At 67.6% G+C, this 20,865-nt stretch carries 20 protein-coding genes; 18 read left to right on the forward strand and 2 right to left on the reverse strand.

The window, feature by feature from the left end; all coding sequences use genetic code 11:
• The first annotated feature begins 1 nt into the window (after position 1).
• The 8 genes from ABZ420_RS10875 to ABZ420_RS10910 all read left to right on the forward strand — a co-directional run bounded on the left by ABZ420_RS10875 (position 2) and on the right by ABZ420_RS10910 (position 10,060).
• The gene (locus ABZ420_RS10875) at positions 2-1,072 is read left to right on the forward strand and encodes an MCE family protein (RefSeq protein WP_357120098.1); all 1,071 of its coding nucleotides are present in this window, start codon (positions 2-4) and stop codon (positions 1,070-1,072) included.
• Positions 1,069-2,172, forward strand: a complete 1,104-nt coding sequence (locus tag ABZ420_RS10880; protein WP_357120101.1) for an MCE family protein — start codon at positions 1,069-1,071, stop codon at positions 2,170-2,172. The genes ABZ420_RS10875 and ABZ420_RS10880 overlap by 4 nt, the downstream gene beginning before the upstream one ends.
• The gene (locus ABZ420_RS10885; RefSeq protein WP_357120104.1) at positions 2,169-3,278 is read left to right on the forward strand and encodes an MlaD family protein; all 1,110 of its coding nucleotides are present in this window, start codon (positions 2,169-2,171) and stop codon (positions 3,276-3,278) included. The genes ABZ420_RS10880 and ABZ420_RS10885 overlap by 4 nt, the downstream gene beginning before the upstream one ends.
• The gene (locus tag ABZ420_RS10890) at positions 3,275-4,552 is read left to right on the forward strand and encodes an MlaD family protein (protein ID WP_357120107.1); all 1,278 of its coding nucleotides are present in this window, start codon (positions 3,275-3,277) and stop codon (positions 4,550-4,552) included. The genes ABZ420_RS10885 and ABZ420_RS10890 overlap by 4 nt, the downstream gene beginning before the upstream one ends.
• A gap of 282 nt (positions 4,553-4,834) precedes the next feature.
• Complete coding sequence (locus ABZ420_RS10895; protein ID WP_357120110.1) at positions 4,835-5,401, forward strand: hypothetical protein; 567 nt, start codon at positions 4,835-4,837, stop codon at positions 5,399-5,401.
• Between the two features lie 133 nt (positions 5,402-5,534).
• The gene (locus tag ABZ420_RS10900; protein ID WP_357120113.1) at positions 5,535-6,869 is read left to right on the forward strand and encodes a lipase family protein; all 1,335 of its coding nucleotides are present in this window, start codon (positions 5,535-5,537) and stop codon (positions 6,867-6,869) included.
• 184 nt (positions 6,870-7,053) lie between these two features.
• Complete coding sequence (locus tag ABZ420_RS10905) at positions 7,054-8,640, forward strand: GMC oxidoreductase (RefSeq protein WP_357120116.1); 1,587 nt, start codon at positions 7,054-7,056, stop codon at positions 8,638-8,640.
• 34 nt (positions 8,641-8,674) lie between these two features.
• Positions 8,675-10,060 carry a GDSL-type esterase/lipase family protein gene (locus tag ABZ420_RS10910; RefSeq protein WP_357120119.1) on the forward strand — a complete coding sequence of 462 codons (1,386 nt, stop codon included), beginning with the start codon at positions 8,675-8,677 and terminating at the stop codon, positions 10,058-10,060.
• A gap of 149 nt (positions 10,061-10,209) precedes the next feature.
• Here ABZ420_RS10910 and ABZ420_RS10915 read toward each other — a convergent pair whose 3' ends face one another.
• Both ABZ420_RS10915 and ABZ420_RS10920 read right to left on the reverse strand, forming a co-directional pair.
• Positions 10,210-10,845 carry a carboxymuconolactone decarboxylase family protein gene (locus ABZ420_RS10915; RefSeq protein WP_357120122.1) on the reverse strand — a complete coding sequence of 212 codons (636 nt, stop codon included), beginning with the start codon at positions 10,843-10,845 and terminating at the stop codon, positions 10,210-10,212.
• 85 nt (positions 10,846-10,930) lie between these two features.
• The gene (locus ABZ420_RS10920) at positions 10,931-11,554 is read right to left on the reverse strand and encodes a helix-turn-helix domain-containing protein (protein ID WP_357120125.1); all 624 of its coding nucleotides are present in this window, start codon (positions 11,552-11,554) and stop codon (positions 10,931-10,933) included.
• A gap of 81 nt (positions 11,555-11,635) precedes the next feature.
• On the opposite strand from ABZ420_RS10920, the gene ABZ420_RS10925 reads away from it, so the two are divergent.
• Genes ABZ420_RS10925 through ABZ420_RS10970 form a run of 10 tightly spaced genes read left to right on the forward strand, consistent with a single transcriptional unit; the run spans position 11,636 to position 20,848 of the window.
• Positions 11,636-12,850 carry a ferredoxin--NADP reductase gene (locus tag ABZ420_RS10925; RefSeq protein WP_357120128.1) on the forward strand — a complete coding sequence of 405 codons (1,215 nt, stop codon included), beginning with the start codon at positions 11,636-11,638 and terminating at the stop codon, positions 12,848-12,850.
• 11 nt (positions 12,851-12,861) lie between these two features.
• Positions 12,862-13,629: an SDR family NAD(P)-dependent oxidoreductase gene (locus ABZ420_RS10930; RefSeq protein ID WP_357120131.1), complete on the forward strand. Its 768-nt coding sequence runs from the start codon at positions 12,862-12,864 to the stop codon at positions 13,627-13,629.
• 32 nt (positions 13,630-13,661) lie between these two features.
• A complete protein-coding gene (locus ABZ420_RS10935) occupies positions 13,662-14,936 on the forward strand; it encodes an aromatic ring-hydroxylating dioxygenase subunit alpha (RefSeq protein WP_357120134.1) in 1,275 nt (424 codons plus the stop codon).
• Entirely contained in the window at positions 14,933-15,268 is a 336-nt protein-coding gene (locus ABZ420_RS10940) for a hypothetical protein (protein WP_357120137.1), read from the forward strand. Before ABZ420_RS10935 ends, ABZ420_RS10940 begins: the two co-directional genes overlap by 4 nt.
• A gap of 25 nt (positions 15,269-15,293) precedes the next feature.
• Entirely contained in the window at positions 15,294-16,136 is an 843-nt protein-coding gene (locus ABZ420_RS10945) for a TauD/TfdA family dioxygenase (protein WP_357120140.1), read from the forward strand.
• A 31-nt stretch (positions 16,137-16,167) separates the two neighbouring features.
• A complete protein-coding gene (locus ABZ420_RS10950) occupies positions 16,168-17,442 on the forward strand; it encodes an aromatic ring-hydroxylating dioxygenase subunit alpha (protein WP_357120143.1) in 1,275 nt (424 codons plus the stop codon).
• Positions 17,439-17,771, forward strand: coding sequence for a hypothetical protein (locus ABZ420_RS10955; protein WP_357120146.1), 333 nt, complete (start codon positions 17,439-17,441; stop codon positions 17,769-17,771). Before ABZ420_RS10950 ends, ABZ420_RS10955 begins: the two co-directional genes overlap by 4 nt.
• Positions 17,768-19,045 (forward strand): amidohydrolase family protein, encoded by a 1,278-nt coding sequence (locus tag ABZ420_RS10960; RefSeq protein WP_357120149.1) that lies wholly within the window; start codon positions 17,768-17,770, stop codon positions 19,043-19,045. Before ABZ420_RS10955 ends, ABZ420_RS10960 begins: the two co-directional genes overlap by 4 nt.
• 24 nt (positions 19,046-19,069) lie before the next feature.
• Complete coding sequence (locus ABZ420_RS10965) at positions 19,070-19,390, forward strand: hypothetical protein (protein WP_357120152.1); 321 nt, start codon at positions 19,070-19,072, stop codon at positions 19,388-19,390.
• Positions 19,391-19,402: 12 nt separating this feature from the next.
• Complete coding sequence (locus ABZ420_RS10970; RefSeq protein ID WP_357120155.1) at positions 19,403-20,848, forward strand: aldehyde dehydrogenase; 1,446 nt, start codon at positions 19,403-19,405, stop codon at positions 20,846-20,848.
• Positions 20,849-20,865: the final 17 nt, after the last annotated feature.

Here is a 20,865-nt window from a genome sequence, read left to right on the forward strand (position 1 = left end):
CATGATCGAACAACTGCGCGCAATCAGCCGCCGCCCACGAAATCCCGGCACCACAGGCGTTGTGGCCGAAGTGGACACCTCGTTGCGCATCGGGCTCACCGCCGTCGTCTCGCTGGTGTTGGTGCTGGTCGCCGTGGTCGTGCTCAACTCGCTACACCTCGGCGCACGGACCTACCGCGCCGACTTCGCCCAAGCCGCGGGTATCGGCGCGGGCGACGCAGTCACCTGGGCCGGAATCCCCGTGGGCACGGTGACCGGCACCCGGCTGGCCGGTGACCATGTCGAGGTGACCATGACGATCGACAACGGTGACGTCACATTGGGCGCGGACACCGAAGCCGCGATCAAACTGACCACGCTGCTCGGCTCCCGCTATGTCGAGCTTCGCTCCACCGGCACCGGCGAACTTCGCGACAACCGGATTCCCCTGTCCCGCACCACCGTCCCCTACGACCTAGAGACGGCCCTGCAAGACGCCACCACCACCTTCCATCAACTCGACGCCGACCAGATCGCCCGGTCGATGACATCTCTGTCGCGCGAACTCGACGGGGTGCCATCCGTGCTCCCCGGCGTCCTGCGCGATGTCCGATCCCTGTCGGCCGTCATCGCGCAGCGCCGCGACCAGATCGGCGCACTGCTCGCCGGCACCGGCCAGGTCAGCACCGTCATCACCGAACAGCAGGCCGGTCTGGCCGCGGTGATCGGGCAGGGCCGCACCGTGCTTCAGCAGATCAACGCAAGGCAAGCCGCGCTGCGTCGGCTACTCGAAGCGACGACCACCCTGGTACACCGGCTCGAACCCGTCGCGGTCGGTGAACACGCCGAGATCGAGCAACTGCTGACCGACCTGCGCGACATGACCGCGATGATCGCCGGCCACGACGACCTGCTGCGCAACATCCTGCAGATCCTTCCGGTTCCGTGGCGGCTGTTCGCCAACGCCACCGGGACCGGAGCGGAGCTGAACGCCAACGCCCCAGACGGAGCCTTCGTCGACTCCTGGATGTGCGCGCTGAGCGCCACCGCTGTCGCGGTCGGCGAAGCCCCCTACCTACAGGACTGCCGATGAGTGTCACTCTCGCCACCGTCAAACTGGCCGTGGTCTCACTAACCGCCGCTTGCCTGGCCGGATGCTCGGCCGGACCCGGCGCGGACACCACCACCATCACGGCCCACTTCGCCAACGCCAACGGCCTCTACGAGGGCAACTCCGTATCGGTGCTCGGGATGCGCGTCGGCCGGATCGTCCGCATCGACGCGCGCGGGACCGACGTCGAAGTCGAGATGACCATCGACAGCGGAACCCGGCTTCCGGCCGATGTGCGAGCGGTCACGGTGTCCGACTCGATACTCACCGACCGCCACGTCGAGCTGACACCGGTCTACCGGGGTGGGCCCGCCCTGCGCGACGGTGCGGTGCTGGACACGACCCGCACGAAGACTCCGGTCGAGTTCGACGCCCTGCTGTCGATGGCGCAGAAACTGTCGGCCTCCCTGGGCGGTGACGGCGCCGGCTCGGGCCCGGTCGCGGACCTGATGAACCTCGGCGCCGCGGCGACCAGCGGCAACGGCGACGACATGCGCGCCGCGCTCGGTGAACTCGCACACGCGCTGCAACCGGGCGATGACCACGGCGCCGCCACCCGCGACGCGATCACCAAGGTCGTCACCAACCTCGACGCCCTGACCGCGGCAGCCGCGCGCAACGACCGGACATTACGCGAATTCGGCTCCGCCGTAGCTCGACTCAGCGATTTCCTGGCCGAGCAACAGTTGGGCGCAGGCACGGCCGGCGCAGCGCTGAACCGGATCATCGCGCAAGTCACCGACCTGCTGGCCCGCCACCGGGGCACCATCGCCGGGCTCATGACCGGCGCGAACACCCTGTCGACGTCACTGGCCGCCTACGACTACAACCTCGCCGAATTCCTCGACGTGTTTCCCTTGGTCACCGACAACGCCTACAACGCCATCGACCACAGCGTCGGCGCGCTACGCGCGGCGGTCGACATCAACAGGCTTCTGCTCGACGGCCAGATGGTCAAGCAGGTCTGCAATCTGTTGCAGCTGAACAATCTCGGCTGTGCCACCGGCACCATGCGGGACATGGGACCGGATTTCGGGATCACCGCCATCCTGGCGGGGCTGGCGGAAGAGCACGGCCGATGACACGACCGAAGCACATGCGCCTCCTCGTCGCCACCGTCACCGCGCTCGCCCTGTCGGCCACCGGATGCGCCACCGGACTGGACCGGCTACCGTTGCCCGCCCCGAAGTCGAGCGGCGACACCTACACCCTCACGGCGACTTTCGGTAATGCCCTCAATCTGCCGGCCAAGGCGAAGGTGAAGCTCAACGGCGCCGACATCGGCAAAGTCGAATCCATGTCGGCGCGCGACTACACCGCCGTGGTGACCCTGCGCATCACCGCCACGGTGCACCTGCCCGTAGGCACATCGGCAGAACTGAGATCGGCCACACCCATGGGCGATGTATTCGTCGCACTGAAACCACCTCCGGCCCCGGAACCGGGAACCGCGATGCTCGGCGACGGCTATACGATTCCGATCGAGTCGACCTCGGCGGCCAGCACGATCGAGGAAATGCTCACTCGCGCATCGCTTCTGGTCAGCGGCGGTACGATCGACTACCTCACCCGAGTGATCTCCGCACTCGGTGAACATGTCGGGGGCCGCGGCGAGCGGCTCGCCGCGCTGCTGGAGCAGACCCGCACTTCGCTGGCCACGCTCTCGGCCCGATCCGCGCAGATCGACGACGTCCTGCGCTCCGCGGCCGATCTCGGCGCGACCCTCGCCACCCAGCAGGCCACCCTCGCCGACGCCGTCGCCGCGGCAGGACCCGCCATGCGGGTCCTCGCCGACAACACCGACTCGTTCGTCACTCTCGTGGACCGCATCCATACGATCACCGCCCAACTCGCGCGGTTCCCCAGCCTCCAAGGCGCCAACGACACCAGCATGGCAGCCAACCTCGATCAATTGGCCGCCGGCCTCAACGCCGCGGCGGTCAACCCGGAGGCCGACCTCGACGAGCTGAACAGCATGCTGGGGATCGTCATCAAGATGATCAGCGGCCCGAACGGCCATGTCGATGTGGACGTCGCCCGGCTCGCCGTCGGCGCGGTCCCCGACCCGGGCTTTCCCGGCGCACCCGGTGCCAGGCTTCCCGACGCCACGGACTGGGCGGCCTTCGTGGGCTCGCTGCAGCACATGCTCGATCGACTGGGCACCCGGCTGGACGGCGCGCCGCGATGACCACGAGTTTCCGCCCCGGCAATGGGGAACGGTCCGCCCGGCTGGTCGTGGGCATCATCCGGCGCGCGCATCGACACCGGCTGGCGATGTCATTGGCCGGTCTGCTGGCGATCCTCGTCGGCGCGGGCGGATATCTCCTCGTCGGCACCCTCGATGTCGACCCGCTCGACCAACCGTATCGAGTGCGCGTCGAACTGCAGCGATCCGGCGGGTTGCTCGCCGGGCAGGACGTCACACTGCGTGGAGTCCGCGTCGGGCGGATCGAGACCGTCGATGTGGCCGGAGACAAGGTGATCGCGGTCGCCGCCATCGATGAGCATGTGCGGATCTCCGCATCCGCTGCCGTCCGGGCTGCGGCCCTGTCCGCGGCCGGCGAGCAGTACCTGGACTTCCTTCCCGCCACCAACGACGGTCCGTACCTCGCGGACGGCGCTGTCATCACCGCCGAGCGTACTTCCACGCCCGTGCCGCTGTCGGACATGCTCGAAAGCCTCAGCGGCACACTCGCCCAAATCGATCCCGCTCAACTCGCCGCGATCTCCCGCGAACTCGGCGTCGGCCGGGCCGGCCCCGACAAACTGGCCACGATCATCGACGGCGGCGCCTTTCTCGTCTCGACACTGGACGCGGTCCTGCCGCAGACGGTGAACCTGCTGCACAACAGCAGAGTCGTGCTGGCGACCCTGCGCGACGGGCGCGCCACCCTGCGGTCCACCGCGGCGAACCTGTCGGCCACACTCGGCGGCGTCTCCTCGATGACCGGCGGCTTCGAACAACTCGTCACACAGACACCGCCGATGCTGTCGGCCCTCGACGCCATCCTCGCGGAGAACTCACCCACCATGGTCCAACTCCTGGGCAACCTCGTCACCGTCTCCCAGGTCGCCTATTCCCGGATTCCCGCCCTCGACGAATTCTTCTTTCCCCAGCAGCGGGCCGGATCAGCGCTCGACGCCGTCACCTCGGCATTCCACGACGGGGGAGTCTGGGCGCTGGCCAGTATCTACCCCCGTTACGCCTGCGACTACCACGTGCCACGACGCCCGGGTTCGGTGCCCGACTACGCCGAACCGTATCTCCACGCGGACTGCACAGACACCGACACCACGCTCATTCCCCGCGGCGCGCGCAACGCTCCACGTCCCCCCGACGACCCCGTGCCTCCCGCCCCGCGGCGTGATCCGCTGGAGACCGCTGAGCCCCCACCGATCGGGCCGTTGTCCATCCCCACTCCCTACGGCGGCCCCTCAGCCCCTGTCGCTGTCCCGCGATGACCCCAGCACGGCGATCCGCCGCGAGTAACTGTGTTACTGTGCGGTGGTTCGCACTGTGATGGACGTCATCTTCGTGATCTGAATCACTCGTGGCGCAAGTCGCGGTGGTGGAGTTCTGGGGAGTCATTTGATGTATCAACAACATCTCGTCGGAAGCGCGAGCGCGGGCCGGTCGGATCGCGGCGGCCGTGGCCGTGGCGTCGGCTGGGTGGGAATCGATAGTCGCGAGGTGGCAACTGGCGTTGTCGGCTCGTTGTGTACGCCACCCGAGCCGAGAGGGCGATGATGCGAAGGTATCGCCTCGATGTGGTCGCGAGCAGCGTTGCCGATGCCGTCGAGCACGCCGGTGGCTGGCTGTTCGATCGTGCGGCGGCGGGCTGGAATGTGACAGTGCTCGTCGCGGACATGTCGGATACCCGGCCGCTGCGCATCCTGGGCGCGAAGGTGGTGCCACTCGAGTCCGCGCTCGCCCCGTCGGGGGAGGGGCGTCGGCCGGACGCGCTGGCTGCTGGTGCGAACATCTGCGCAAACGATCGCCGCGCGCGCCGGGGCTTGCTCGAGGCGTTGGGCGACGGCGGTGTGGAAGTGGTCGTGTGGGGTGAGGGGTGGCCGTCCCGATCCGGGCATCGGGTCGATCCGGTCCTGCACCGATTGAGTATCGCCGCGCAAGCGTTCAAAGCACAGGCGTTGCATGCCGCGACGATCACCGGGGCCGCGGTCGGCGCGATCGAGCTGTTCCGTAGTGGGCTGTCGGCCATGGCTCCGGTCGGCGCCGACCTCAGCCCGGTCGGCCGCCCGCGCCGACCTGATAGGACCGATTTCTCGCCGACCTTCGGGGGATGGCGATGACGCGATTCCAACTTTCGAGTAACCGTGTTACCGTTCCGTAGGTTGCAAGCTGTGACGTAGTTCATGTCAATCGGCTATTGCGACGCAGGACACCCGGCGACGGTGCCGGGTGGAGTTCACGGAGAGTTGATCGATGCAACGACAGCATGGGCGTTCCCGATGGGGCTGGCGCTGGGCCGCTCCGGTGGCGGTGGCGGTGGCCGCGGTGTGCGTCACCGTGGTGACCGTGGTGGGAGTCGACACGCGGGAGGCGGCGGCCGCGCCGGTCGGAGATTTCTACCTTCCGCCCGCGCAGATCCCGTCGGAACGAGGCGCGATCATCAAGACCGCGCCGATGGCGCTGTTCGCGACGCCGCCCACGGACAAAGGGTGGCCGGGCAAGGCGCAGCACGTCATGTACACCTCGCGGTTGCAGGACGGGTCTCCGGTGGCGGTTTCCGGGACGTTCATCGATGCGACGGGACCGTGGCAGGGGCCGGGTCCGCGTCCGACGGTGGTGATCGGTCCGGGTACGTCGGGGCAGGGTGATCGCTGTGCGATGTCGGTGGCGTTCTCCACCGGGTTGACGGTGTCCGCCGATCCTTCGCCGAGTTTGTCGGCGAATCAGGAACTTCCGGCTTCGGTGGTTTGGAGCGGGTTGGGTGCGCGAGTGCTGGTGACCGATTACATCGGTCTGGGCACGCCGGGAATTCATACCTACGCCAACCGGATCGAGGCCGGGCACGCGGTGCTCGACGGGGTGCGCGCGGCTCATAATCTGGCGGGTGTGGGACCGGAGACCCCGGTGGTGCTGTGGGGCTACTCGCAAGGCGGCGGAGCGACCGCCGCGGCGGCGGAGATGCAACCGGACTACGCGCCGGAACTCAACATCAAGGGTACTTGGGCAGGTGGGCCGGTGGCGGACCTGGCGGCGATCCTGGAACGTATCGACGGCGCGTTGATCGGTGGCGCCATCGGGTTCGCGATCAATGGTCTGCTCGCGCGGTACCCGGACTTGAACAAGGCAGTCGATCGGGTCACCTCGCCCGCGGGACGGGCGATGTTGGAGACGCTCAGCGATGAATGCATCGGCGACATCGTCACCCGTCACCCGTTCTTGAAGACCAGTTCGCTCACCAACGACGGCCGTTCGCTGAGTGAGCATCTGGCGGCGATTCCCGAGGCCGGGCCCGTCCTGGCCGAGTTGCGTATCGGGAATCTCACCCCGGCGTCGCCGGTGTTGATCACCAGCGGTTTGAACGACGACACCGTGCCCTACGGTCAGGCGCGTCAGCTGGCCGAGGACTGGTGCGCGAAGGGCGCCGCGGTGACTTTCCGCACCAATGATCTGCCGCCGATCCTTCCCGGGACCACTATCCCGAATCATTTCGGGCCGGAGATTATCGACGGCTTCGGGCCGGACAACGCGATCACCTACCTGCTCGATCGCCTCGCGGACAAACCCGTCACCGGCTGCACTTTCGACTGACCGCACCTCGCGCCGGCCTCGAGTCGGCGCCGACCGAGATCTCCGACCGCCCGAGCCGGCCTCACCCGGCTCGCGGCGGAGATCGCCTTGCTACGCGCACACCACCTGATCCGGCGGTCGGAAGCCCGGCTCGCACGACGCTCAGGACGTAGTTCGACATGTATTTGCCACCGAAGGATCTGTAATGCCAGCAATTTCGCGCCGGTCAGTGTTGACCGGTATCGTCGCGACCGGTGCCGCTGCCTTGGCCGCCCGCACACCTGTCCCTGCCGCCGCACAGGTGAACAACGTCGCGCTGACCTACGAGGAGCACCGCGTGGTGGTGGTCGGCTCCGGTTTCGGTGGTGGAGTCAGTGCCCTGCGCCTGGCGCAAGCGGGTGTCCCCGTGACCGTGCTCGAGCGCGGGATGCGCTGGACCACCGGACCGAATGCCGAAACGTTTCCCCGCGCCTCGTCACCGGACAAGCGATTGCTGTGGTATCGCTCCAGCCCGAATCTGTTCGGGCGGCCGATGGTGTTCGAGCCCTACACCGGCTTGGTCGAAGCGGTGCCGGGAGTGAACATGACCGCCCTGTGCGCGTCGGGCGTCGGTGGCGGCTCCCTTATCTACCAGGGAATGTCGCTACAGCCCGCGCAGGAGGTGTTCGACACCCACTTCCCCGCGGAACTGGATTGGGCACTGATGAACAAGGTGCACTATCCGCGAGTGGCCCGGATGCTGGGCTTGGCCGAGGCGCCCGACGAGCTGATCGCCAGCGACAACTACCGGGCCGCACGAGTTTTCGCCGATCGTGTCCGGCGGGCGGGGATGCCGCTGTCGAAGATCCCGATGCCCATCGATTGGGATTTCGCGCTGGCCGAGTTGCGCGGGGAGATGAAACCGTCCTACACCAACGGTGACGGCGCGATGGGCGTCAACAACGGCGGCAAGCATTCGGTCGATGTCACCTATATCGCCGCCGCCGAGGCCACCGGTCTGGTTCGGGTGGAAACCCTGCACGAGGTCACCGACGTCGAACGCGCATCCGACGGCCGGTGGATCGTGCATGTGCAGCGTCTGGATACCACCGGCGCGGTCGTCGAGAACAAGGTCCTCACCACCGGTGCGTTGATCTTGGCGGCGGGCAGTCTCAACACCACCCGCCTGCTGGTGCGCGCGGGCGCCAAGGGGCTCATCCGTGATCTGCCGGACGGGTTGGGCCAGGGCTGGGGTTCCAACGCCGACCGCATCTATGTCTGGACCGATCCCTCCGCCGAATTCGGCGCTCCCCAGGGTGGGCCGGTGGTCTACGGCAGCGAGAACTGGGATGATCCGCACGCAGCCCACACGGTGATCCAGGCAAGCATTCCGCCTTTGTCGCTGGATCCTCGTAGCACCATGATGGTCGGATACGGCATCAGCGACGGACGCGGCACGTTCATCTACGACTCCGCACGCGACGACGCGATCCTGCACTGGCCCACCGATGGTGACAGCTACATCCAGGACAACCACATCGGCCCCGCCGTCCGCAGGATCGCCGGACCTGACGGCATGCTGCTCGACACCAATGCCCTGTTCCCCTCGACCTGGCATCCCCTGGGCGGGGCGGGGATGGGCGTGGTCTGCGACCTCGCCGGCCGCGTGCACGACCAACCGGGGCTCTACGTCCTCGACGGAGCGTTGATGCCGGGCAACACCGCGGCGTGCAACCCGTCGATGACCATCGCCGCGGTCGCCGAACGCGCCATGGACAATATCGTCGCCCGCGACATCGGCACCCGGATCTGACGCGCGAGCTACCCTCGACGGAGCGGTGATCATCGTGAAATCTTCCGCAATGGCTCGTGCGGCTTCGGCCGGGATCCTCCCCGGCAGGCGAATCCGGCAGCGTACCCGTATGTGCGGGGCGGCGCTGGTCGCTGTCGTCCTGCTCGCGGCCGGAGCCGCGGCGGTCGTGGGGGATACCGCGACAGCTCGGGCGCAACCTCCCGAGTGTCTCGGGGAGCATTTCGTGGCGTCGTGGACGGCCAGTCCCACCGATTCGGTGACCCCCCTCGACGCGGCCGGAGGGCCGATTCCGCTCGCGGTCGACGATCAGAGTTTTCGGATGGTCATCACTCCGCATCTGGGTGGATCGCGACTGCGTGTGCATCTGACCAACCGGTTCGGGCTGACGCCGGTGACATTCGAACGGGTGAGCATCGCCGACCAGGTATCCGGCGCGGCGGTGGCGAACGCGGTGCCGGTGCTGTTCGGCGGGCAGGCAGCGATCACCTTGCCTGCCGGAGCCGATGTCGTCAGCGACCCGGTGTCGTTCGGTGTCTCGGCGTTCGCCCCATTGGCGGTCAGCATCTATGTTCCCGATTCGGCGGGGCCGCCGACCAAGCACTGGAACGCCAACGCCACCTCGTTCTACTCTCCCGCCGGTAGCGGTGATCTCACCGGGCGGCCAGGGGCTGACGGATTCGGCTCCACCACCGGTTCCTGGTTGTATGTCGCCGCTCTGGACGTTCTCGCACCCTCCGATACCCGTGCGGTGGTGGCGTTCGGTGACTCCATCACCGACGGCTTCGTGGGAGCGACCGCTTTGAGCGTGCCGGTGGATCGCGGGGTGGCCGACACCAACGGGCGCTATCCCGACGTGCTGCAACGCCGTCTGGACGCTGCGGGCATTCCGATCTCGGTGGTCAACGCCGGAATCGGCAGCAATCGTGTGCTCGCCAGCGGTGAGCCGCTTCTGCTCGGCCCCAGCGGGCTGGCGCGCTTCGAGCGCGACGCGCTCGCTCAGTCCGGTGTCAGCGGGGTTCTCGTCCAAGAAGGCATCAACGATCTCGGCCTGCCGCCGCCCGCCGGAGCCACCCAGATGATCGCGGGCTACGAGAAACTCATCGCCACCGCACACGGGCACGGCAAGAAGATCTGGCTGGGCACACTGCTTCCCGCCTCCGACGCCCTCGTCGACGGTGTACTTCTGGCACCCCGCAGCGAGACCGACCGGCAGCAGATCAACGCATGGATCCGCACCCAGAACCTCGCCGACGGCATCGTCGACTTCGACGCCACCCTGCGCGACCCCGCGAACCCGTCCGTCCTGCGAAATGACTACGCCAGCCCGGATCGCCTGCATCCCAGTCTCGCCGGCTACCGTGCGATGGCCGAGACGGTCGACCTGGCTCTACTCGGCAACTCTCCATCACCCGCCTGCTGACGAGCCTCCGCTACCGCACGGCTACGGCTCGCGGAACTGCCGGTGCGCGGTCATCGTGACCGAGTCGTAGGGCGCGTGGCGTATTTGCCAGTCGGTGGACTTTTCGGCCGCCGCGATAGCGAGGATGCGGCGCATGGCCGAGCCGTGTATCAGGCCGAGGGAGAACGGTTCTCGTCGTCGCGAGGGTCGAACTCCAGCTCGGCGGGCAGGGGTTCGGCATCCGGGTCGGACTGTAGATCGGCGCTGTTGAAGACCATGGCCAAGCACAGGTAGGAGCCGGTGACGAACATGAGCTCCATCAGCTGCCGGGTGTCGAAGTGCGTACCGAGTTCCGTCCAGGTGTCGTCGTCGATGCGGTGCCGGTCCAGCAGCTGGTCGGCGGCGGTCACCAACAGGCGCTCCGGTCGGGTCCAGAGTTCGGCGCCTGGATCCTGCCGCACGGCGGCGATCTGTTTCGGGGACAAGCCCGTTCGCAGACCGATGCGCACGTGCTGTTCCCATTCGTAGCGCGAACGGCTGCGCCAGGCCACACGGAGGATGACCAGTTCACGAGCGCGCGGGTCCAGCGCGCAGCGCTCGAGGAGCAGGCTGTTGTAGGTGAGCCACGCGGCGGCCAGCTCGGGATGGTGCCCGAGCACTCCGAGCACGTTGGGCAGGGGAGGGGCGTCGGGGGCGCCGGACAGGTAGCGGTCGGCCGTGGTCAGCCGTCCGCGCAGCATCTCGCGGGCCTGCTCGTCCCACAGCTGGATCGGCAGCGGCGGCAGCCGGGGCTCGGATGGCGTCATGCCGCCGGTCGTTCCCGGCGGAGGTGAACGGTCGTGATGCTGTGCACCCGCACAGCGTAAGCGTGCTCGCGGGCCGCGAACAAGGTCAGGATCGGCTGCTTCCCGCGGCGCGCGTCTTTCCGGGGCTGCGTTCGCCTTCCACGCTGCGCAGGAAGTTCTCGATCAAGGCGATCGTCTCGGTGTGTCCGGTGTCGATGTCGAAGGACTCCTCCATGCGCAGGAATCGCGAGATGCTGGACATCAGCATGACGAGAGTGGTCGGTGTCCACATGGGCGCGACGTCGGGGTAGCCGCGCAGGATGTCGCCGACCGCCTCGAGTTGCAGGAGCCGGAATCGCCGTGACGACTGGGCGATCTCGGCCCTGATCGTCTTGCGGTGATTGGCCATCGAGACGAATTCCATGGTGAGCGCGGTCTGCGACTGATCATGGATGGCCTCCCACAGCGCCCACAGCGGCTGGGCGGCCTCGAGCGCCTCGCGCTGGCGCTGGTAGCTGCGGTCGGCCCCGCGACGGAACAGCTCGACGAACAGGTTGTCCATGGTGTCGTAGTGGTAGTAGACCAGCCCCGGGTTGACTCCCGCCCTGGCGGCGAGGCGCCGTGAGCTGACGGCGGCATAGCCCTCTTCGAGCATGATCTGCTCGGCCGCGTCGAGCAGTGCGACACGGGTGGCCGCACTGTGGGCCCTGCTCGCCCGTTCCACCTTCATCGCCTGCCGCCTCCCTTCGCTGTCGCTGCCCGGCACCGAGAACGGGCGTCGGTCCGCGGTCGCGTGCCGTCGCTCGATCATATGGCCGACGAGGTTCGCGGTCGCGCGCCCGCGTCCGAAGCTGCGTATCCCGGTCTGTCAAGCCTTGACATCGTCCCCGGCCAACCCTATAAATTTAACCAGTCGATCAAATTAACCGTTCGATCAAACTTCTCGGGCCGGGACTTCCCGGCGAACCGAATGGAGAACGCGGTGCCGATTCCAGCGGAGGAAGCCGCGCTCCGGCCTGGCATCCGGACGCACCCGGTGCGCGTGGCCGACGTGCGCACCGAGACTGCCGACGCCCGCTCGTTCGTCCTCGACATCCCGCCACTGCTCGCGGGCAGGTACGCGTATCGGGCCGGGCAGTTCCTCACTCTGCGGGTGCGGATCGGTGCGCAGGTCCATCACCGGTCCTACTCGATGTCCTCCTCGCCGGTGACCGACCCGCACCCGCAGATCACCGTCAAGCGAATACCGCGGGGACTGGTGTCGACCTGGCTCATCGAACAGGTGCGGCCCGGCGACACGATGGACGTCACGGTCCCGATGGGCGCGTTCGTCCTGCCCGACTCCGAGCGCGACATCGTCGCCTTCGCGGCGGGAAGCGGTGTCACTCCGGTGTTCTCGATCGTGAAGACGGCACTGGCCACCACCACGCGCCGGGTGCGCCTGTTCTACGCCAACCGCGACCGCGATTCGATCATCTTCGCGACCGGCCTGGCCGACCTTGTCGCGCGCTACCCCGGCCGGCTGACCGTCGTCGACCACATCGACGCCGAATCCGGTCTGCTGACGGCCGGGCGGATCAGCGAAACACTGTCCGGCGCAGGGGATCACGAGTACTTCCTGTGTGGTCCGGCGCCCTTCATGGATGTCGTTCGCTCCGGCCTGTCGCAGGGCGGTGTTCCGGACGAGCGGGTGCACCTCGAACGCTTCACCCCCGGTGAAGCAGCCGCTCCCGAGGATTCGGCCGGCGGTGAGCCCGCGCGGGTCACCATCCGCTGCGGACGCCGGACCGCCAGCGGCGAGCACCGCGGCGGTACCACCGTCCTGCAGGCGGCGCGGGCACTGGGCCTGCGCCCGCCCTCGTCCTGTGAGACGGGCAGCTGCGCGACCTGCATCGCACGAGTGGTCGAAGGCAGTGCGGTGATGCGCAGCAACGAGGTGCTCACCGCGGAGGAAATCGCCGACGGCTGGGTGCTCACCTGCCAGGCCGTCCCGACCGGCCCGCTGCTGCGGGTCGACTACGACTAGGAGCGCCACCGATGTCACTCCCGCACACCCCCGAGAAACCGGCCGGGCGGACCGCTGTCGTCACCGGCGGAGCTTCCGGCATGGGCCTGGCGATCTGCCGCCGCCTCGCCGCCGGTGGCGACCGGGTGGCGATCCTCGACCTCGACGGCGCCGAGCGCGCCGCCGAGGAGATCCGTGAGACCGGCGGAACGGCAACAGGTTTCGCGGTCGACGTCACCGATCGCGCCGCCGTCGAAGCCGCCCTGACCACCACCCGCACGGCCTTCGGCCCGGTCGACATCCTCGTCACCAGCGCCGGATTGGTGGCTTTCGAGTCGTTCACCGACATCTCCCTGGAATCGTGGAATCGCGTCGTCGAGGTCAATCTCACCGGCACGTTCCACTGCGTGCAGGCCGTCGTCCCGGACATGCTGGCCCGGAAGTGGGGGCGGATCGTGACCATCTCCTCGTCGAGCGCCCAGCGTGGCTCGCCGGGGATGGTGCATTACACCGCCGCCAAAGGCGCCGTGATCGCGATGACCAAGGGGCTCGCCCGCGAATACGCCTCGCGCGGCATCACGGTGAACACGATCCCGCCGTCCGGTATCGACACCCCGATGTCGCGCGGTTCGCAGGCGGCCGGGCATCTGCCGGACAACGCGACCATGGCGAACGCGATCCCGGTCGGCTTCCTCGGCAGCGGCGACGACATCGCCGCCGCGTGCGCGTTCCTGTGCTCCGAGGACGCCCGCTACATCACCGGGCAGGTGGTCGGCGTCAACGGCGGCACCGTCATCTGACCCGTCCCTCACCGCAGAAGTGGAGTACCACGATGACCGACTGGCCCAAGCCCACCACGGGTAGCTGGACCCGCCACTATCCGGACCTGGGCACCGGACCGATCTCGTTCGAGGATTCGGTGTCCCCGGAGTTCTTCGAGTTGGAGCGGGAGGCGATTTTCAAGCGTGCTTGGCTGAATGTGGGTCGGGTGGAGCAGGTTCCGAGGGTGGGGAGTTATTTCACGAAGGAGATCGATGCCGCGCGTACGTCGGTGATCGTGGTGCGTGATCGGGAGGGGCGGGTGCGTGCGTTCCACAATATTTGTCGTCATCGTGGGAACAAGTTGGTGTGGAACGATTTTCCGAAGGAGGAGACTTCGGGGACGTGTCGGCAGTTCACGTGTAAGTATCACGGTTGGCGTTATGGGCTGGATGGGGGGTTGACCTTTGTGCAGCAGGAGGGGGAGTTCTTCGATCTGGACAAGGATCGGTACGGGCTTGCTCCGGTGCATTGCGAGGTGTGGGCGGGGTTTATTTTCGTGAATCTCGCTGCTGAACCGCCCCAGACGTTGCGGGAGTTCTTGGGTCCGATGGTGACCGCTTTGGAGGGCTACCCGTTCGACCGCATGACGGAGTGGTACGAGTTCCGGGCCGAGAACCAGAGCAACTGGAAACTGTTCGCCGATGCCTTCCAGGAGTACTACCACGTGCCGGGTCTGCACTCGCAGCAGGTTCCCGGGGCGGTGCGCAAGCCGGACGCAGGATTCACCTGCGCGCATTTCCAGCTCGACGGTCCGCACCGAATGGTCAGTACCGGGGGTGCTCGGCGCTGGACGCTGCCCGCGGAGTACATGTATCCGATCGAGCGGGTCACCCACAGCGGCCTGGTGGGTCCGTGGGAATCACCGGACATCGGTGAACTGCCACCGGGTATCAATCCCGGCCGGGTGGAGCCCTGGGGAATCGACAACTTCCAGATCTTCCCCAACATCGAGATCCTGTTCTACCGCGGCTGGTATCTGCTCTACCGCTACTGGCCCACCTCGTACAACACCCACGTGTTCGAGGGCACGCTGTGCTTCCAGCCGGCCGACACCGTACGCAAACGCGTCGAGCACGAGGTGGCCTCGGTCGTGTTCAAGGAGTTCGCGTTGCAGGACGCGGGCATGTTGACCGGCACCCAGACCGCGCTGGAGCAGGCCTACCGCACCGCGAACGTCACCGATTACCCGGTCAACGACCAGGAGATCCTGGTGCGGCACTTCCACAAGGTCGTGGCCGACTGGGTGGACGACTACCGCGGCGAGCGAGTGGGAGCCCGGTCATGAGCGGGCCCATGCTGCCTCCGGCCTTCGCCGAGTTCGAGAAATTCGCGCCGACCTGGTGCCTGGAATCCGAGTCCGCCCGATGGGCCCAGCGGCAGGCGAGCACGATGGAGGAGCTCAACGCCTTCTACGACGCGTTCTTCCCCCGCCTGGACGACGCCATCGTCTACTGCGACAAGTTCCCCCTCGACGAGCTGCCCGACGACGCCCTCAACCTGCTCCACCTCGTCTACTCGCTGGTCATGGTGGCGATGGCGGTGGAGATCTTCCAACAGCCCGCGCCGGTCGACAGCGCCGACGCCTGGCTGGCGCGCGTCGGCGAGCCCACGCCCTGACCGACCGAATCCGAAGGATCAGATCATGACAACACTCACCGTGGAGAAGCTGGGCCACGACGTCGGCGCCGAGATCGTCGGCCTCACACCCGACCGGCTCGTCGGCGACCCCGCCGTGCCCGGGGCGATCAAGCAGGCGCTCGAGGACAACGGCGTGCTCGTCTTCCGCGGCCTGAACCTCGACCCCGAGACCCAGGTCGCGTTCTGCCGCACCCTGGGACCGATCGACACCTCCCCAGGCCACCACCCGGTGGAGGGGATCTACCGAGTAAGTCTCGACACCTCGAAGAACTCCTCGGCGGGGTACCTGCGCGCCACCTTCGACTGGCACATCGACGGGTGCACCCCGGAGGACGGCGCATACCCGCAGATGGCGACGATGCTGTCGGCGAAGGCAGTGGCGGACAGCGGCGGAGAGACCGAGTTCGCCAGCACCTATAAGGCATACGACGATCTGAGCGAGACCGAGCGGGACTATCTGGCCGGATTGCGGGTGGTGCACTCGCTGGAGGCATCGCAGCGGAAGATCACGCCGGACCCGACGCCAGAGCAGCTCGCGGCGTGGCGGCGGCGGCCGGTCCGCGAGCATCCGATCGTGTGGACACACCGGTCCGGGCGGCGCTCGCTGGTGCTCGGCGCGTCCGCAGGCGAGGTGCTGGGTCTGGATGCCGACCGGAGCCGCGCTCTGTTGGAGGACCTGCTCGCCCGCAGCACCGCACCCGTGCGGGTGTACCGGCACGAGTGGTCCGTCGGCGACACCGTGATCTGGGACAACCGCGGCGTGATCCACCGCGCCGCGCCCTACGAGCCGGATTCGCCACGGGAGATGCTGCGCACCACCGTGCTCGGCGACGAACCCATCCAGTGACCCGGCCCGAACACAGCACAGGAGTACGACCATGCCTCGTTGGCCCAAACCCCCCGAAGGAAGCTGGACCCAGCACTACCCCGACCTGGGCACCGGCCCGGTGTCTTACGAAGACTCCATCTCCCCGGAGTTCTTCGAGTTGGAGCGGGAGGCGATTTTCAAGCGTGCTTGGCTGAATGTGGGTCGGGTGGAGCAGGTTCCGAGGGTGGGGAGTTATTTCACGAAGGAGATCGATGCCGCGCGTACGTCGGTGATCGTGGTGCGTGATCGGGAGGGGCGGGTGCGTGCGTTCCACAATATTTGTCGTCATCGTGGGAACAAGTTGGTGTGGAACGATTTTCCGAAGGAGGAGACTTCGGGGACGTGTCGGCAGTTCACGTGTAAGTATCACGGTTGGCGTTATGGGCTGGATGGGGGGTTGACCTTTGTGCAGCAGGAGGGGGAGTTCTTCGATCTGGACAAGGATCGGTACGGGCTTGCTCCGGTGCATTGCGAGGTGTGGGCGGGGTTTATTTTCGTGAATCTCGCTGCTGAACCGCCCCAGACGTTGCGGGAGTTCTTGGGTCCGATGGTGACCGCTTTGGAGGGCTACCCGTTCGACCACATGACCGACCGCTACTACTACCGGGCCGAGGTCGGCGCCAACTGGAAGTTGTACATGGACGCCTTCCAGGAGTTCTATCACGCGCCCGTGCTGCACGCGAAGCAGACGCCGGACAATTACTCGACCGCCGCGCAGCAGGCCGGATTCGAAGCGCCGCACTACCAGCTCGACGGCCCGCACCGGCTGGTCAGCACCTCCGGCGTGGTCGCCTGGGAGCTCGACCCCACCATGCGCAAGCCGATGGAGGACATCACCCGCAGCGGGTTGTTCGGGCCGTGGGAGACGCCGGAATTGGGCCCGATGCCGCCTGGGCTGAACCCGGCGAAATGTGATCCGTGGGGGCTGGATTCCTTCCAGCTGTGGCCCAATTTCGTGATCCTCATCTGGTCCGGCGGCTGGTATCTGACCTATCACTACTGGCCGACCAGCCACAATCGCCACATCTTCGAGGGCAATCTGTATTTCGTGCCCGCCCGCACCCCGCGCGAACGGGTCGCCCACGAGATGGCGGCGGTCACCTTCAAGGAGTACGCCCTGCAGGACGGCAACACCCTCGAGGCCACGCAGACGATGCTCGAATCGCGCGCCGTCACCACATTCCCGCTCAACGACCAGGAGATCCTGTTGCGCCACCTGCACAAGGTGGCAGGCGAGTGGGTGCAGTCCTACCGGAACGAGCGCACCGAGGCGGGCACCCGATGAGCGCCCTGCTGCCGTCGGAGTTCGCCGACCTCGAACCCTTCGCCGAAACCTGGTGCCTGGAAACCGAACCGGAGCGCTACGCCCGGCGCCTGGCCGGCTCGATGGACGACATGCAGCGCTTCTACGATGCGATCACCCCACGCGCCGAAGCGGCGATGAGGTACCTGGACGAGTTCGCACTCGACGAGCTGCCCGACGACGCCCGGCGCCTGCTGTGGCTGCTGTATTCGATGGTCATGGTCTCCTTCCCGGTGGAGGTGTGGAGCCAGCCCCGCGTCCCCGACTCCGGTGCGGCGATGCTCGACTGCCTGATCGAGCCGCGGCCATGAGCACCGAGACCGTCGTGCTGCGTGCCGCCCGCTGGGTCGACGTGGTGACCGGCGAGGTGCACAGCCCCGCCGTGATCGTGGTGCGCGGCGAATACATCGAGGCGGTGGACCCCACCCTGGCACCCGCCGACGCCACGGTGCTCGATCTGGGCGACACCACCTTGCTCCCCGGGCTGATGGACATGGAGATCAATCTGCTCATCGGCGGCCCGGAGAATCCATCCGGGTTGCCCAGCCCGATGCACGGAGTGCAGGACGACCCGGTCTATCGCACGCTGCGCGCCACGATCAATGCCCGAACGACGCTGCTGGCCGGTTTCACCACCGTCCGCAACCTCGGGCTGATGGTGAAGACCGGCGGATACCTGCTCGACGTCGACCTGCACCGCGCCATCGAACAGGGCTGGTTCCCCGGTCCGCGGATCGTGTCGGCGGGCCACGCCATCACACCGACCGGGGGCCACCTGGATCCGACCATGTTCCAGCGTCTCGCCCCGCACATCATGCCGCTGTCGGTGGAGGAGGGCTTGGCCAACGGCGTCGACCAGGTGCGGCACGCGGTGCGGTATCAGATCAAGTACGGCGCGGGAGTCATCAAGATCTCGGCATCGGGCGGGGTCATGTCGCACAGCACCGCCCCGGGCACCCAGCAGTACTCCGATGAGGAACTGCGCGCCATCGTCGACGAAGCCCATCGCGCCGGGCTGAAGGTGGCCGCGCACGCGCACGGCGACGCCGGAATTCGGGCGTGCGTCCGGGCCGGTGTCGATTGCATCGAACACGGGTCACTGGCCAGTGACGACACCATCGCCATGATGGTGGAGCACGGCACGTTCCTGGTTCCGACCAGCTACCTGTCCGAGGGTCTCGACGTGTCCAAGGCGCCGCGGGCCCTACAGGAGAAGGCCGCGACCGTGTTCCCGCAGGCGCGGCGCATGCTCGGCAAGGCCATCGAGGCCGGCGTCAAGATCGCCTGCGGCACCGACGCTCCGGCCGTTCCGCACGGCGACAACGCCAAGGAGCTGTGGGCGATGGTCGACCGGGGAATGACCCCCGTCCAAGCGCTGCGCGCCGCCACCGTCACCAGCGCCGAACTCGTCGGCGCCGAGGATCGCGGCAAGCTCGCCCCCGGCCTGCTCGCCGACATCATCGCCGTTCCCGGCAATCCCACCCGCGACATCACTGTCACAGAACAGGTGCTGTTCGTGATGAAAGGCGGTGTCGTGCACAAGAATACGACCGCTGCCCGCGCTGCCGCGGTGCCCGTCCGATAACCCCGTCACGCCAGGAGAAGGCACATGCCCACCGGAATTCTCTTCGTCGAATCGCGCCCGAACTCGGCCGAGGAGGCCGCCGCCTACCACGACTGGTACGAGAACACCCACCTCGCCGAGATGTGCGAGCTCGACGGCGTCGTCTCCGCCCGCCGCCTCGCCACCGTCGACGGCGACCCCAGTTACATCGCGCTCTACGAGATCGAGGCGAGCGACCTCGAGGCCGTGCGCGCGGCGCTCGGTCGGAAGTCCCGCTCCGGGGAGATGTCGGCGCCGGTGGGCTTGCAACTCGATCCGCCGCCGGTCGTGCGGCTGCTCCGCGACATCGCCGCCTACCGGCCCTGACCGGACTGTCCGATGCGTGAACACACCAGCCTGTTCATCGGCGGCGAATGGCGTGCCCCCAGCACCGACCGCACCCTCGAGGTGGTCGCACCGCACACCGAAACGGTGATCGCGCGGCTCGCGGCGCCGGACGCCCGCGACGTCGACCTTGCCGTGGCCGCAGCGAGGGAAGCCTTCGACCACGGCCCGTGGCGAGGCTTCGGCGCCGAGGAACGCATCGGCATCGTCCGCGACCTCGCCGACCGCTACACCGAGCGCGAGGACGAACTCGCCCGCCTGATCACCGCGGAAATGGGCGCACCCCTGCGGTTCTCGCGCTCCGCGCACGCTCGGCTCCCCGGGGTGATGATGCGCTCGCTCACCGACATCGCCGCGAACTTCCCGTGGGAGGAGACCCGGCCCGGTTACTTCGGCTCAGGCGTCCTGGTCTGTCACGAGCCTGTCGGCGTCGTCGCGGCGATCGTGCCGTGGAACATGCCGATGTTCCTCACCGTCGCCAAGCTGATCCCCGCGCTGCTGGCAGGATGCACCGTGGTGCTCAAACCCTCGCCGGAGACGCCGCTGGACGCCTACCTCATGGCCGATCTTCTGCGGCACAGCGGTATTCCACCCGGAGTGGTCAGTATCTTGCCGGGGGACCGTGACATCGGCGCCCATCTCGTCGCCCACCCCGGCGTGGACAAGGTGTCGTTCACCGGCTCCACCGCAGCGGGACGGCAGGTCGCCGCCGCCTGTGCGCCTGCGCTGCGCCGGGTGAGCCTCGAACTGGGCGGCAAATCGGCGGCGGTGGTGCTGGACGACGCCGATCCCGGGCAGGTCGCCGACGGGATCAGAGTGGCCGCGCTCATGAACGGCGGTCAGGCCTGCGTTGTGCAAGCGCGGATCCTGCTGCCCCGCAATCGGTATCGGGAGTACGTGGAAGCGCTCAACGAGATGGTGTGGGCGCTGCGCGTGGGCGACCCCTTCGACGAGGCGACCGACATCGGCCCGATGGTGTCCGAACGCCAGCAGACCCGGGTGCGCGACTACATCGACACCGGAATCCGCGAGGGCGCGCGATTGGCCGTCGGCGGCACGGACATGCCGGTCGGCTGTGACCGGGGGTGGTACGTCCGCCCCACTCTCTTCACCGAGGTCGACCCACGGATGCGGATCGCCCGCGAGGAGATCTTCGGCCCCGTCCTGACCGTCATCCCCTACACCGGCGACGACGAGGCGATCGCGATCGCCGACGACACCGACTACGGATTGTCGGGCTCGGTCTGGTCGAGTGATCCGGACCGGGCGCTCGCGGTCGCGCGCCGTATCCGCAGCGGAAGCTTCGGCATCAACCAGGCCTACAGCATGGATCCCGTCGCGCCCTTCGGCGGCGTCAAGGCCAGCGGCATCGGCCGTGAGTTCGGCCGCGAGGGTCTGGCCGGATACCTGACGACGAAATCCGTGTCCGGCGTCGGATGAGAATTTCCACCGCCCAG

The organism is Nocardia sp. NPDC005745, from assembly GCF_040630775.1.
Taxonomy (GTDB): domain Bacteria; phylum Actinomycetota; class Actinomycetes; order Mycobacteriales; family Mycobacteriaceae; genus Nocardia.